This window comes from Curtobacterium sp. ABR8, assembly GCF_057812125.1.
The window spans coordinates 2,849,387-2,862,735 of sequence record NZ_CM173818.1 but is presented as its reverse complement, the minus strand read 5'-3'; the positions used below and the strand labels follow the sequence as shown (position 1 = coordinate 2,862,735).

Here is a 13,349-nt window from a genome sequence, read left to right as displayed (position 1 = left end):
CGGACGGGCTACGAGCGGAAGTCGCGCAGCTTGTCGAGCACCAGGTCGGCGAGCTGGACGAGCCCGCGGATCTGGTCGTCGTCGCGGTCGACCCACCGGCACTCGGGTTCGTCGGCGACGGGGACGAAGCCGTCGTGGCGCTCCCAGACGAACAGGGTGCGGTCGGCGCCGAGCACGTACTGCTGCCACCAGATCTGCCGCAGGTAGTGCCGGGGGATGCTCCGCCAGCCCTTCGCGGTCGTCTTGATCTCGGCGAGCACGACGCGTGAGCCCTGGACACCGACGCCGTCTGGGGTGGCGAGGTGCGCCCGGTTCGCTGCCGCGTGGAACAGGTGTGCCGACGGCTGGATGCCGTGGGTGGCCGCGACCCAGGCGGCGATGTGCGGCTCGCGGTCTTTACCGTGCTCGGTGAACGCGTTGCCGGAGAACCGTGAGCCGTAGCGTTTCTCGGCGACGACGGCCTCGACCGCGCGGAGCGATGCGAGTCGTGCGACGTCGGTCGCGGTGATGCCCGCGGCGCGGGCGCGGAGCCATGCGAAGCGGTCCGACGAGTGCGCGACGATGCGCTCGGTGTGGCTGCGCAGGGCGGTGAACGCGTCCCGCCCCGGAACCGCGACCGGCGTGGCGGAGGCAGGCACGTCCTCCAGACCGGGGTCCAGGTCGCCCCACAGGGTGGGCTGCACGATCGTCACCCGATGATTCTCCCCCCGACCACCGGCAGGACCGAATCCGACGCGCTCACGGGCCGCGGCGCGCACGTCAGGAGACGAGCTCGCGCCCTTCGGCGAAGGCGACCAGCTCGTCGACCCCGGCGGGGGAGAGCGCGTAGCCGATCGCCAGCGCCGCTGCTCCCTGCAGCGCGGCGAGCGAGCCCGCACGCGACTGGGCGATGACGAGGTGTTCGGTGGCGAGTGGCATCGAGCGTGAGTAGACGACCTCGCGGACGCCGGCGAGCAGGTGCTCCCCGGCCTGCGTGATCGAGCCGCCCAGGACGATCACCGACGGGTTCATGAGCGAGACGCACGTGGCGAGGACCTCGCCGATGTCGCGGCCGGCCTGGCGCACGGCGTAGATCGCGTCGAGGTCGGACCGGTTCACCAGGTCCAGGACGTCGGCGCCGGTGTGGGCGTCGTGCCCCTTCGCGCGCAGGGCGCGGGCGATCGCCGGACCGGAGGCCACCGCCTCGAGGCACCCGGTGTTGCCGCAGTGGCAGGGGACGTCGCCGGCGCGGGAGACCCGGACGTGGCCGATGTCGCCCGCGGTGCCCTGGGCACCCCGTCGCAGCGCGCCGTCCGACACGATGCCGGACCCGATGCCGGTGGCGACCTTGACGAACAGCAGGTGGTCGACGTCGGGCCATCCGTGCTCCCGTTCACCGAGGGCCGCGATGTTCACGTCGTTGTCGAGCAGGACGTGTGCGGCGATGTGCTGACGGAGCCACGACGGCACGTCGAAGCCGTCCCACCCGGGCATGATCGGCGGGTTCGCCGGTCGTCCGGTGGAGAACTCGACCGGACCGGGCACGCCGATGCCGATGGCGATGACGTCCTGTCGGGCGCGGCCGACCTCGTCGAGCAGCTCGTCGATGGTCGCGACCAGCCACGACAGGGTCTCCACGGGGCCGGCGGCGATGTCGATGCGCGCTTCGCGGGTGGCGAGCGGGGCGGCGACCAGGTCGGTGACGGCGACACGGCCGTGCGAGGCTCCGAGGTCGGCGGCGATGACGAGCCGGGCGCGGGGCTTCAGCGCCACCTGCGCCGGCGGCCGTCCGCCGGTGGAGACGGCGGTGTCGACGGGGCCGACGAGACCGACCTCGATGAGGGAGTCCAGGCGCACGCCGATGGTGGAGCGTGCGAGTCCCGTCAGTGCGGCGAGCTCGGCCCGGGTCCGCGGCACGCCGTCGCGGAGGATCTGGAAGAGCTCGCTCGTCCCGACCGGAGGCGACGCTGCCGTCCGAGTCAAGTCGACCATGTGGGGAGTGAAGCACACATCGAACGCGCCACGCAACGAAGTTCGTCGACGTTCCTCGAACTTCTGCTTGACCGCCGACAGAAGTGGCCATAGTGTGACGCTCGGTCAGTGACGACCGCACCATCTCGACGAGGAGAACCCCCAGGTGACCCAACCGATCTCGGTTCAGCTCTACACCGTCCGCGACGCCCTCTCGGCCGACCTGCCCGGCACGCTCCAGCGCATCGCCGACATCGGCTACACGAACGTCGAGGCCTTCGGCTTCGTCGACAACGCCGACGAACTCGCCGCCGCGCTGCGCGACGCCGGCCTCGCCGCACCGAGCGGACACGCACGGCTGCTGGACGCCGGCGAGCAGGACCTCGAGCGCATCTTCCACGCGAGCGTCACCGCCGGGCTCGGCACCCTGATCGACCCGCACATCGACGAGGCCCGCTGGACCACCCGCGAGGACGTCGAGGCGATCGCCCGCGAACTGAGCGCCCTCGCCCCGCGTGCGGCCGACCACGGCCTCGTCCTCGGCTACCACAACCACGCGTTCGAGTTCTCGAACCGCATCGACGGCGTCAGCGCCTACGAGGTCTTCGCCGACGCACTGTCCGACGACGTCGTGCTCGAGCTCGACACCTACTGGGTCACGGTCGGCGGCGACGACCCGGTGGCGATCATCGGCAAGTACGGCGACAAGATCGAGTTCCTGCACGTCAAGGACGGCGACGGATCGCACGACGACGACAAGCAGGTCGCCGTCGGCAACGGCATCATGCCGATCCGCGAGATCCTCGCCGCAGCGCCCGATGCGCTGCACGTCGTCGAGCTCGACGGCCACGAGGGCGACGTGTTCCAGGCCGTCGCCGACTCCTACACGTTCCTCGAGGGGGCACGCGCATGACCGACACCACCACGACCGCAGCGGTCGACAGCAGCACCCGCACCGGCCGCGTCGGCGTGGGCGTCATCGGTGCCGGGGTCATCTCCGACCAGTACCTGTCGAACCTCACCGTCTTCCCCGACGTCGAGGTCCGCTTCATCGCCGACATCGACCTGCCGCGCGCAGCCGCCCAGGCCGAGAAGTGGGGCGTCCCCGGATCGGGCACCGTCGAGGAGCTCCTGGCCGACGACGACATCGAGATCGTCGTCAACCTGACGATCCCCGCCGCCCACGTCGAGGTCGCGCTGCAGGCCCTCGCCGCCGGCAAGCACGTGTGGGGCGAGAAGCCCTACGCCCTCGACCGTTCGAGCGCTGCCGAGCTGCGCGACGCCGCCCGTGCCGCCGGCAAGACCGTCAGCGTCGCGCCGGACACCTTCCTCGGTGCCGGCCTGCAGACCGCGCTCCGCACCATCCGCGACGGCCGCATCGGCAAGCCGCTCAACGGCCTGACGCTCTTCCAGAGCCCCGGCCCGGAGTCGTGGCACCCGAGTCCCGAGTTCCTCTTCGCCTACGGCGCGGGCCCGCTGTTCGACATCGGCCCGTACTACATCACCACCCTGGTGCAGACGTTCGGTCCGGTGAAGAAGGTCACGGCGACGGCGTCGAAGTCCCGCGCCACGCGCACGATCGGCTCCGGCCCGAAGGCGGGCACCGAGTTCCCCGTCGACGTCCCGACGAACCACTCCGCGCTGATCGAGTTCGAGGACGGCGGGAGCGCGCAGAGCGTCTTCTCGTTCGAGTCGGACCGCGGTCGCACGGGCGTCGTCGAGATCGCCGGCGAGACCGGCACCGTCGTGTTCCCGGACCCGAACAACTTCGACGGCGACACCGAGCTGTACGCGCTCGGCGCCGAGGAGCCCGAGACGATCCCCGCGGTCGGCTCCACGTACTCGCGCGGCACCGGCGTGGTCGACCTCGCCCGCTCGCTCCGCGCCGGCGACGAGAACCGGGTCCCCGGTGCGCTCGCCTTCCACGTCCTCGACGTGATGGTCTCCATCGCCGAGGCGGCAGAACGTGGCGAGGCGGTGCTCGTCGAGAGCACCGTGTCGCCCTCCCAGACCCTCCCCGAGGGTTGGGACCCCGCGGAGCAGACCCTGGCCTGACCGGCCCGGGTCCGTCCCGCACACCACAGCAGCACCCGACAGATCCACCTCGCAGCACCCCTGCTCCATCCCTGCACCATCTCAACGACGAGAAAGTAGAGAGTCATGCGCACTGCCATCCGCGCACTGGCCATCACCGCGGCCGCCGCACTCACCGTGACCGGCCTCGCAGCCTGCTCCTCCGGATCGTCCGGTTCCTCCGGCGACTCCAAGACGCTCACCTACTGGGCGTCCAACCAGGGCACGTCGCTCCAGAACGACAAGGAGGTGCTGACCCCCGTCCTCAAGAAGTTCACGAAGGAGACCGGGATCAAGGTCAACCTCCAGGTCATCGGCTGGAACGACCTGCAGACGAAGATCCAGACCGCCGTCACCTCGGGCCAGGGCCCGGACGTCGTCAACATCGGCAACACCTGGGCCACCTCGCTCCAGGCGACCGGTGCGTTCCAGGAGTACGGCGACGCCGAGATGAAGGCGATCGGCGGCGCCGACAAGTTCGGCAAGGTCGCGCTCTCCACCGGTGGCGCCCCGGGCGAGACCGTCACGAGCGTGCCGCTCTACGGCCTCGCGTACGGCCTGTACTACAACAAGAAGATGCTCGCGGACGCCGGGATCACCCCGCCCACCACGTGGGAGGACATGGTCGCCGACGCGAAGAAGCTGACCAAGGGCGACACCTACGGCTTCAGCCTCGCGGGCGGCTCGTACACCGAGAACTCGCACTTCGCCTTCATCAACTCGGCGCAGAACGGTGGCGAGTGGTTCGACAAGGACGGCAAGCCGACCTTCACGTCGAAGGCGAACGTCGATGGCATCAAGCGCTACCTCGACCTCATGCAGGATGCCAAGGTCGCGAACCCGTCGAACGCGCAGTACGACAACGCGACGCAGTCCACCACGGACTTCGCCAAGAAGAAGGCCGCGTTCATCCTCAACCAGAACAACGCGAACGCGACCATCGAGTCGCTCGGCATGAAGTCGTCGGAGTACGGCGTCGTCGCCCTGCCCGCACCGACCGGTGGCGAGCAGATCGCCTCGTTCCCGGCCGGCATCAACCTGTCGATCTTCAAGAACACGAAGAACAAGGACGGCGCGCTCAAGTTCGTCAAGTACATGACGGACATGGACACGCAGACGACGCTGGACAAGCCGTACTCGGCTCTGCCGGTGCTCGCCGAGGCTGCTGACTCCGTCACGGACGAGCAGACGAAGACGTTCCTCGACATCTACAACAACAAGGCGAAGCCGCTCCCGCTCGTGCCCGCCGAGGACCAGTTCGAGTCCACGGTCGGCAAGGCGATGAACGACATGTTCGCCCAGATCGCGACCGGCTCCAAGGTCTCCGAGGCCGACATCAAGTCGGCCCTGCAGACCGCCCAGGACCAGGTGTCCCAGTCGGTCGGTTGACCCGATCCGGAGGCCCGGGGCACGTCTGCTGGACGTGCCCCGGGCCTCCACCCCAGCCCCAGGGCCGGCCAACCGCCGGCAGTGAGCCTCACGTCTCACGCACACCGCGCCTCCCGTCCGCTGCCACGGACCGGGGTGCGAAGCACCCGACCCTCCTCCTGCCGAAAGGCCCCCGCCCATGTCCACGACGGTCCTGCCCGATGCGGAGCGCATCGACCTGACGCACACGAAGGGCTCGACGCTGTCGGGCCGTCCGCCAGGTCGCAAGCGCAAGCGCAACTGGCTGCCCTACGCGCTCGTCGCGCCGGCCATCCTGTTCGAGCTGCTCATCCACATCGTCCCGATGCTCACCGGCATCTGGATCTCGTTCATCCAGCTCACCAAGTACTTCATCGCCAACTGGGGCGCCGCCCCCTTCGCGGGGTTCAAGAACTACCAGGTCGCCATCGACTTCGACCAGGCGATCGGCCGCGGGGTCCTCAACTCGTTCCTCATCACCTGTGCCTTCACGGTCCTGGTCGTCGGGCTCTCCTGGACCTTCGGCATGGCCGCGGCCGTCGCGCTGCAGAAGCCGTTCGCGGGTCGCGGGCTCTTCCGCACCCTGTTCCTGGTGCCCTACGCGCTGCCGATGTACGCCGGCGTGATCACCTGGAAGTTCATGTTCCAGCGTGACTCCGGAGCGCTCAACCACCTGTTGGTCGACCAACTCGGACTGTTCGGCGGGAACGCCCCGTTCTGGCTCATCGGCAACAACGCCTTCGTCGCGGTCGTGGTCGTGGCGATCTGGAAGACCTGGCCCTTCGCGTTCCTGATGCTGATGGCCGGCCTGCAGTCCGTCCCGAACGACGTCTACGAGGCTGCATCGGTGGACGGCGCGAAGCCGTTCCGCCAGTGGCGCTCGATCACGCTGCCGATGGTCCGCCCGGTCAACGTGACGCTCGTGCTCGTGATGTTCCTCTGGACCTTCAACGACTTCAACACGCCGTTCGTGCTGTTCGGCTCGACCGCGCAGCCCCCGGCCGCGGACCTGCTGAGCTTCCACATCTACAACGCGTCGTTCATCACCTGGAACTTCGGTTCCGGTGCCGCGATGAGCGTCCTGCTCCTCCTCTTCCTGCTCGTCGTCACCGGCATCTACCTCGCCGTGACCAACCGGAGGTCCGTCCGTGCGTGAGACAACTGGCGCCAAGTCCTTCAAGATCATCACCCTGATCGTCCTGACCCTCTTCACGGTCGTGCCGCTCTACGTGATGATCACCACGGCGATCAAGCCCCTCGGTGACGTGCAGGACAACTTCACGTGGATCCCGACGACGATCACCTTCCAGCCGTTCATCGACATGTGGTCGACGGTGCCGCTCGGCCGGTACTTCATCAACTCGCTCGTGGTGTGCACGGTCGCCACGGTGTTCTCGCTGATCATCGCGACGTTCGCCGCCTACGGTGTCTCGCGCTGGAACTTCAAGGGCAAGAGCACCTTCACCACCGCGGTGCTCTCCACCCAGATGTTCCCCGGCGTGCTGTTCCTGCTCCCGCTGTTCCTCATCTTCACGAACCTCGGGAACACGCTCGGCATCCAGCTCGTCGGATCGTGGCTCGGCCTGATCATCACCTACCTGACGTTCACGCTCCCGTTCTCGATCTGGATGCTCGCGGGGTACTTCGAGACCATCCCGCGCGAGCTGGACGAGGCCGCGATGGTCGACGGCTCCGGCCCGATGGGCGCCCTGTTCCGGGTCATCCTGCCCTCGGCCCGCCCGGGTCTGGTGGCGGTCGGGATCTACTCGTTCATGACGGCCTGGGGTGAGGTCCTCTTCGCCTCGGTCATGACGAACGGCCTCGGTTCGACCCTGGCGGTCGGTCTGCAGCAGTACTCGACGCAGACGAACGTCTACTGGAACCAGGTGATGGCGGCGAGCCTCGTCGTGAGCATCCCGGTGGTGGCTGCGTTCCTCATCGTGCAGCGGCAGTTCGTGGCCGGCCTGACCGCCGGCGCGGTGAAGTAGCCGCTCCACCTGCAGCTCCAGCTCCAGCTCCAGCTGCAGCTCTGCCAAAGCGACAGATCCCCGCCGATGTTCGGCGGGGATCTGTCGCTTTCGCGGACCAGTCCGAGGCGGCCCGGCAGGATGGGACCCATGAGCGAAGCGCGCGGGCGGCAACTGCTGCCGGGACAGACCAGCCGGGTGCACGTGTACGACATGGCGTCGCGGACATCGCGGCTGGTGTTCGAGTCGAGGACGGTGCTCGTCGAGGCGCCGAACGTCCTCGACGCCGACACGCTCGTGCTCAACGGTGACGGCGACCTCTGGCTGCTGCCGCTGCCCGCTCCCGACACCGACACCGTGCTCGACGAGACCGCCCTGGTCCGGGTGTCGATGCCCGGCGTCCCCGAGATCAACAACGACCACGTGCTCGACCCGTCGGGCACCTCGGTCGTGGTGAGCGGGCGCGACGGGGACCTCTACCGGGTCCCGGTGCCCGCCGGGGGAGCGGCGGCGACGCTCACCGACGTGACCACCGCCCTGCCGACCCTCCGGAAGTTCTACCTGCACGGCATTGCAGCCGACGGGGAGACCCTCGCGGCGATCGTCGGGGAGCGGACCACGGACGGCGTCTGGACGACCGACGTCGCACTCGTCGACCCGGCGACCGGCGAGCCGACGTTCCTGACGAGGGACGAACACGCCGACGACGGGGTGTCGTTCGCGGGCGACGTGCTCGTGTGGAACTCGGAGCGCTTCACGCCCGGCACCGCACAGCTCGTCTCCCTTCGGCCGGGGTCGATCGATCCGGTGCGGCTGACGAACGACGACCGGGTGAACTGGTTCCCGCACGTCTCGCCGGACGGCGAACGCCTGCTCTACCTGTCGTACGAGCCGGGCGTGCAGGGCCACCCGGCCGACCACCGCGTGGAACTTCGGCTGCTGCCCGGGGTGCTCGTCCGCGAAGCCCGGATGATGCCGGTGCCGGAGACCCTCGTCGTGCTCGACGGCGGTCAGGGCACCGTCAACGTCCCGCCGTGGTCGCCGGACTCGCGGTGGTTCGCGTACTGCGACTACCCGGTGGGACGAGACTCGGTCTGAGCGACAGTCCTCGGGCTCGTGGCCACGAGGACCGTCCCCACCGCGAGACCCGGGTCACCTCAGACCTCGCGCACCTGCCCCTGCTTGAGGTGCAGGCGACGCTCGGCCCGCTTCGCCACCCACGAGTCGTGCGTGACGATGACGACCGTCAGCCCGCGTTCCTTCCACTGCTTCTCGATGAGCCCCATGATCTCGTCGCGGGTGCCTTCGTCGAGCGCGCCGGTCGGCTCGTCCGCCAGCAGCACGCTGGGGTTCTTCACCAGGGCGCGGGCGATCGCGACGCGCTGCTGCTGCCCACCGGAGAGCTCGGCCGGCAGGTGCTCCATCCGCTCGCCGAGCCCGACCTCCCGGAGCGCAGCCGTGGCCCGCTCGCGGATCTCGGAGCGTGCACGGTTCGCCAGCGAGCCTGCGAACGCCGTCTCGACGTTCTCGAGCGCCGTCAGCGTGGGGATGAGGTTGAAGCTCTGGAACACGAAGCCGATCTCGGTCGCCCGCAGGTCGGTCAGCGCACCGTCACCGAGCTTCGCCACGTCGCGGTCGCCACCGAGGTGGATCGACCCGGCCGTCGGCCGGTCGAGCGCCCCGAGCATCTGCAGCAGCGTCGACTTGCCGCCGCCGGTCGGACCCTGGATCGCCACGAGCTGTCCCTGCGGGATCGTCAGGTCCACGTTCGTCAGGGCGGTGACGGTCCGGTTCTTCTGCTCGTACGTCTTGCTGACGTTCGTCAGCCGGTACATCGGACTGGAGGCGCGGCTCGCCTCCGCCTGGCCGGCTGCGGTGTCGGTGCTGGTCACGGTCGCTCCTTCTGGTCGCGTGCTCGGGATCGGTGCGGGCCCGGCGTGCGGGCCGGTGGTCGGTGTCGTGTCGGTGGCGGGCCCGGGCATCAGGCCACGCTCCGCAGGGCCTCGGCCGGACGGAGCCTGCTCGCGCGCCAACCGCCGAGGGCGCCGGCGATGAGGCCACCGAGGATCGCCAGTCCGATCGCCAGCAGGATGACCTCGACCGTCACCGGGGCGTGCAGGACCACGTCGGTCGTCGACGCGGTGCTCGCGCCGCCGCCGAAGCCGCCGGCCGGAGCGCCGCCCGTGGTGCCGCTGCCCGCGGCCGCGGTCGCCGCGCCACCGGGCATGCCGCCGCCACCTGCGCCGCCACCGCCCGTCGTGGTCGAGGCGCTCGCCGAGATGGTCGGGCTGATGACGTTCACCACGAGGATGCCGATCAGGCCGGCTGCTGCGCCGAGGACACCGCCGATGAGGCCCTGCACGAGCGACTCTCCGGCGACCTGCCGGGTGATGCGGCCGTTCGACCAGCCGATGGCCTTGAGGGTGCCGAACTCGCGGGTACGTCGGGTGACGCCGGAGATCGTGAAGAGGATCGCGATGAGGAACGCCGCCGCCAGCACGACGATGGACAGCCAGGTGCCGAGGTTCGAGACGAGGCTCGACGCGGTGCTCAGCGAACCGGAGACGCTCGACGCCAGGTCGGACTCGGTCGAGACCGTGGCGGTCGTGAGCTTCTGCTGCAGGGCGGACTTGATCGCGCTGACGTCCGACGAGGACTCGGCGGACACGTAGATCGAGGTGACCTTGCCGTCGAGGTCCGCCAGCGCCTGTGCGGTGTCGAGGGGGATGTAGGTGTTCGAGCCGGTCGTGGACGACGAGCCCGTCGAGGTGACGATGCCGATGACCTCGAAGTCGGTGCCGCCGATGTCGACGGTGTCGCCGACGGCCTTCGACTCGCTCTTCGCGTAGGACGCGTCCAGCACGACGACGTCCTTGCCGGCGTCCTTCGCCGTGAAGGTCCGGCCCTTCGTGAGCTCGGTGCTGGTCAGGGGGCCGACGGCGTCGCCGGAGACCGGGATGCCGGTCACGGTGAACGAGTCGACGTCGAACGAGCCGCCGCCGAAGCCGCCGCCGCTCGGCGGGCCCTGCTGGGTGGAGCTGTCCGCGCTGCTGCCGTCAGAGCTGCTGCTGTCCGTGCTGCTGCCGTCAGAGCTGCTGCTGTCCGTGCTGCTGCCGTCGGTGGACTGCTGGACCTGACCGGAGAACGTGCTGTTCTCGAGGGTCAGCACACCGGTCGCGGCCTCGACGCCGTCGGTGCCCGTCACGGTCGTGAGGTTGGCGGCGCTGAGTGTGCTCGTGCCGCGCGCGACGGCGAGCCGCGACTGCGACAGGTCGGTCGAACCGCTGCTGTCGCTGTCGCCGCCGCTCTGGCTGCCGAAGTCGAAGCTCGGCCGACCGGAGCCCGACGCGCTCGGGGTCGTCGTCTTCGTGACGGTGATGTCGGTGCCGACGCCGTACACGGACTGCAGCACGCTCGACTGCGCGGCCTTCACGCCGCCGGCGATCGAGGACACGATGACCACGAGGGCGATGGCCAACGCCATGCCGATCGCGATGATGACGGTCTGCTTCTTGCGGTTCGTGAGCTCGCGCCTGAGGTACGTCAGGAACATGGTTCTCCTCGGTGGTGGCCGGCTGGGGTCACCGGCCGTGCAGAGCGCACGGCGGGGCCGACGGAGGAGAACGTAGGCAGCCGGTCAGTGGCCGCCCCATCGGCAGCCTGTGAGCCGTCTAAGCCATCGGTCGTTCCCCTGTCGTGTGATATGTGGAATACGTGACGATCGTGCGGAGCGGACTGTTCAGCCTGGCCGGCACGGCCGCGCGGGCCGCGGTGCAGATCGCGGCGAACGTCGTCGTCGCACGACTGCTCGGCCCCGATGCGTACGGCACGGCTGCCGCGGTGCTGTCGCTGGCGATCGTCCTCGAACTCGTCCGCAACAGCGGGTTCGCCGCCGTCGTGCTGCGGTCGGGGGACCAGTCGGCCGCCGTCACGGTCGCACTGCACCGGGCGAGCACCCTGGTCAGCGGGCTGCTCGCGGCCGTCGTCGGGAGCGCCGGTCTCGCGGTCCTCGTGGTCCTGCCGTGGTCGCCGTACGGCACGCTGCTGCTCGTCGTGGCGTCGGCCTTCCCGCTCGCCGGGTTCGTGGCGGTCCCGGTCGCCGGCATGGCGCGTCGGCACGAGATGGCCAGGGTCGTGGCGATCGAGTCGGTCGCGGTCGTCCTCGGTGCCGTCGTGTCGATCGTCCTCGCGTCCGCCGGTGCCGGACCGATCGCCATGGTCGCCCAGGTCGTGGTCCTGTGGGTCGCCGTCGCGGTCGGCGTGGTCGTGGTCCGCGCCGTGCCGCGGGGCACCGCCGCGCAATGGGCCGAGGTCCGGTCCATGGCCGGGCTCGCGCGGGACGTCTCGCTCGTGCAGCTCGTCTCCCTCGTCGCACGTGCGGGTGACCGTGTGCTCGTCGCGGTCCTGTTCGGTCCGGCCGCCTCCGGTCTCTACGTCCAGGCGGTGCAGCTGATGACGCTCCCACTCGACCAGATCGGGGCGGCGGTGCAGCGGGTGGCCATCCCGGCGCTGGCGTCGGCTACCGAGGTCGATCTGCGACGTCGGTACCGGCAGCTCGTCGGGACGGTGACCCTGCTCGCGTGGCCGCTGCTCGCGCTGCTCGGGCTGTTGGCTGAGCCGGTCGTGTTGCTGCTGTTCGGGCCGGACTGGCTCGGATCCGCCGAGCTGTTGCCCCTCCTCGCCGTCGCCGGCGCTGCTCAGGCGCTCGGCTTCGTCGCGGTCTGGCTCTTCGTGGCGAGCGGCCGCGCTCGAACGCAGGTCCGGTGGGCGCTCGTGTCGCAACCGGTCGTGATCACCGCCCTCGTCGTGGGTGCGACGTGGGGCGTGCGCGGGATGGCCGCCGCCTTCGCCGCCGCCTGCCTCGGTCTGGTCGGGCCCGCCTTCCTCGTCGCGTCGCGGGGATCGACGCTGCGCCTCCGCGACCTGGTGGTCCCCGTCGTACCCGCCGTCGTCGGCTCCGCCGCCGCCGTCATCGCCGCCGAGGTCGTCCGGACCGCTCTCCCGACGACGCTCGTCTGGTCCGTCGTCGTGCCGGGCGTGACCGGGATGGCGACCGCGGTGCTCGTGGCGTGCGCGTTCCCGGCCGTCCGGCATCGCCTGCGCCGGCACCCCGCCCGCCCCTCCGTCCAGGAAGGCTCCACCCATGACGCCAGCGTCTGACCGCCCGTCGACCGTTCCTCCCGTCCGTACCGCGGTGCTCCCCGCAGCCGGACGGGGGACGCGGCTCGGCCGCCTGACCCGCGCGGTCCCGAAGGAGCTCCTGCCGCTCGGTGACCGGCCGACGCTCGACATCGTGCTCGACGAACTCGTCGATGCCGGGATCGACCGGATCGTGATCGTCACCCGGCCCGACAAGACGGCGCTGAACGACTACGTGACGACCGTCCTGCAGGCGGAACTCGCCCACCGTGGTGTCGTGCTGGAACTGTGCCCACAGGACGCGGGCCCGGGCAACGGTGGTGCGATCCTGTCGGCGGCTGCGCGACTCGTCGGTGAGCCCTTCGTCGTCCTGTGGGGTGACGAGGTCGTGTTCGGGGCGAACCGGACGCGCGGTGTGCTCGACCGCTACCGGGACACCGGGCGACCCACGATCGCGGTCGTCCGAGCCGCACGGGGAGCGCTCCGTCGGTGCGGTGTGGCGCGGGTGGCAGCCGACGGTTCCGTGCGCGACCTCGTCGAGAAGCCCACCGACCCGCCGGCCGACGGGCTGGCTTCGGTCGGGGGGTACGTCGTGACGACCGAGGTCCTCGACGCCCTGCGATCGACGGCGCCGGCGGCCGACGGCGAGCTCTACCTCAGCGCCGCCCTGGCCGAGGTCGCTCGCGTCGGAGGAGTGCAGGCAGCCGAGATCGGCGGCGAGTGGCACGAGACCGGTTCGCCTGACGGGTACGCCGGTGCGTTCGCCGCTGCCGTCCGATCCCGTATTGATATGCAGCATGTGCAATAGGTATG

At 70.1% G+C, this 13,349-nt stretch carries 12 protein-coding genes; 8 read left to right on the top strand and 4 right to left on the bottom strand.

The window, feature by feature from the left end:
• Nucleotides 1–8 precede the first annotated feature (8 nt).
• Both ACXKZB_RS13495 and ACXKZB_RS13490 read right to left on the bottom strand, forming a co-directional pair.
• Nucleotides 9–692: a YqaJ viral recombinase family protein gene (locus ACXKZB_RS13495; protein WP_488823458.1), complete on the bottom strand. Its 684-nt coding sequence runs from the start codon at nucleotides 690–692 to the stop codon at nucleotides 9–11.
• A gap of 67 nt (nucleotides 693–759) precedes the next feature.
• Nucleotides 760–1,971 carry an ROK family transcriptional regulator gene (locus ACXKZB_RS13490; protein ID WP_185021454.1) on the bottom strand — a complete coding sequence of 404 codons (1,212 nt, stop codon included), beginning with the start codon at nucleotides 1,969–1,971 and terminating at the stop codon, nucleotides 760–762.
• A 145-nt stretch (nucleotides 1,972–2,116) separates the two neighbouring features.
• Between ACXKZB_RS13490 and ACXKZB_RS13485 the strand changes: the two genes are divergently transcribed.
• The 6 genes from ACXKZB_RS13485 (at nucleotide 2,117) to ACXKZB_RS13460 (ending at nucleotide 8,495) form a co-directional block, all read left to right on the top strand.
• Nucleotides 2,117–2,863, top strand: a complete 747-nt coding sequence (locus ACXKZB_RS13485; RefSeq protein ID WP_123313833.1) for a sugar phosphate isomerase/epimerase family protein — start codon at nucleotides 2,117–2,119, stop codon at nucleotides 2,861–2,863.
• Nucleotides 2,860–4,005: a Gfo/Idh/MocA family protein gene (locus ACXKZB_RS13480; protein ID WP_123313832.1), complete on the top strand. Its 1,146-nt coding sequence runs from the start codon at nucleotides 2,860–2,862 to the stop codon at nucleotides 4,003–4,005. The genes ACXKZB_RS13485 and ACXKZB_RS13480 overlap by 4 nt, the downstream gene beginning before the upstream one ends.
• Before the next feature lie 105 nt (nucleotides 4,006–4,110).
• A complete protein-coding gene (locus ACXKZB_RS13475) occupies nucleotides 4,111–5,412 on the top strand; it encodes an ABC transporter substrate-binding protein (RefSeq protein WP_488823457.1) in 1,302 nt (433 codons plus the stop codon).
• A gap of 178 nt (nucleotides 5,413–5,590) precedes the next feature.
• A complete protein-coding gene (locus tag ACXKZB_RS13470; protein ID WP_340195930.1) occupies nucleotides 5,591–6,586 on the top strand; it encodes a carbohydrate ABC transporter permease in 996 nt (331 codons plus the stop codon).
• Nucleotides 6,579–7,418 (top strand): carbohydrate ABC transporter permease, encoded by an 840-nt coding sequence (locus ACXKZB_RS13465; protein ID WP_123313829.1) that lies wholly within the window; start codon nucleotides 6,579–6,581, stop codon nucleotides 7,416–7,418. The genes ACXKZB_RS13470 and ACXKZB_RS13465 overlap by 8 nt, the downstream gene beginning before the upstream one ends.
• 129 nt (nucleotides 7,419–7,547) lie before the next feature.
• Entirely contained in the window at nucleotides 7,548–8,495 is a 948-nt protein-coding gene (locus ACXKZB_RS13460) for a TolB family protein (RefSeq protein WP_488823456.1), read from the top strand.
• Between the two features lie 59 nt (nucleotides 8,496–8,554).
• Here ACXKZB_RS13460 and ACXKZB_RS13455 read toward each other — a convergent pair whose 3' ends face one another.
• Together ACXKZB_RS13455 and ACXKZB_RS13450 are read right to left on the bottom strand one after the other, a co-directional pair.
• Nucleotides 8,555–9,232 (bottom strand): ABC transporter ATP-binding protein, encoded by a 678-nt coding sequence (locus ACXKZB_RS13455; protein WP_488825900.1) that lies wholly within the window; start codon nucleotides 9,230–9,232, stop codon nucleotides 8,555–8,557.
• A 146-nt stretch (nucleotides 9,233–9,378) separates the two neighbouring features.
• Nucleotides 9,379–10,950 carry an ABC transporter permease gene (locus ACXKZB_RS13450; protein WP_488823455.1) on the bottom strand — a complete coding sequence of 524 codons (1,572 nt, stop codon included), beginning with the start codon at nucleotides 10,948–10,950 and terminating at the stop codon, nucleotides 9,379–9,381.
• A gap of 161 nt (nucleotides 10,951–11,111) precedes the next feature.
• On the opposite strand from ACXKZB_RS13450, the gene ACXKZB_RS13445 reads away from it, so the two are divergent.
• Nucleotides 11,112–12,557: an oligosaccharide flippase family protein gene (locus ACXKZB_RS13445; protein ID WP_488823454.1), complete on the top strand. Its 1,446-nt coding sequence runs from the start codon at nucleotides 11,112–11,114 to the stop codon at nucleotides 12,555–12,557.
• Nucleotides 12,541–13,344, top strand: coding sequence for a sugar phosphate nucleotidyltransferase (locus ACXKZB_RS13440; protein WP_488823453.1), 804 nt, complete (start codon nucleotides 12,541–12,543; stop codon nucleotides 13,342–13,344). Before ACXKZB_RS13445 ends, ACXKZB_RS13440 begins: the two co-directional genes overlap by 17 nt.
• Nucleotides 13,345–13,349: the final 5 nt, after the last annotated feature.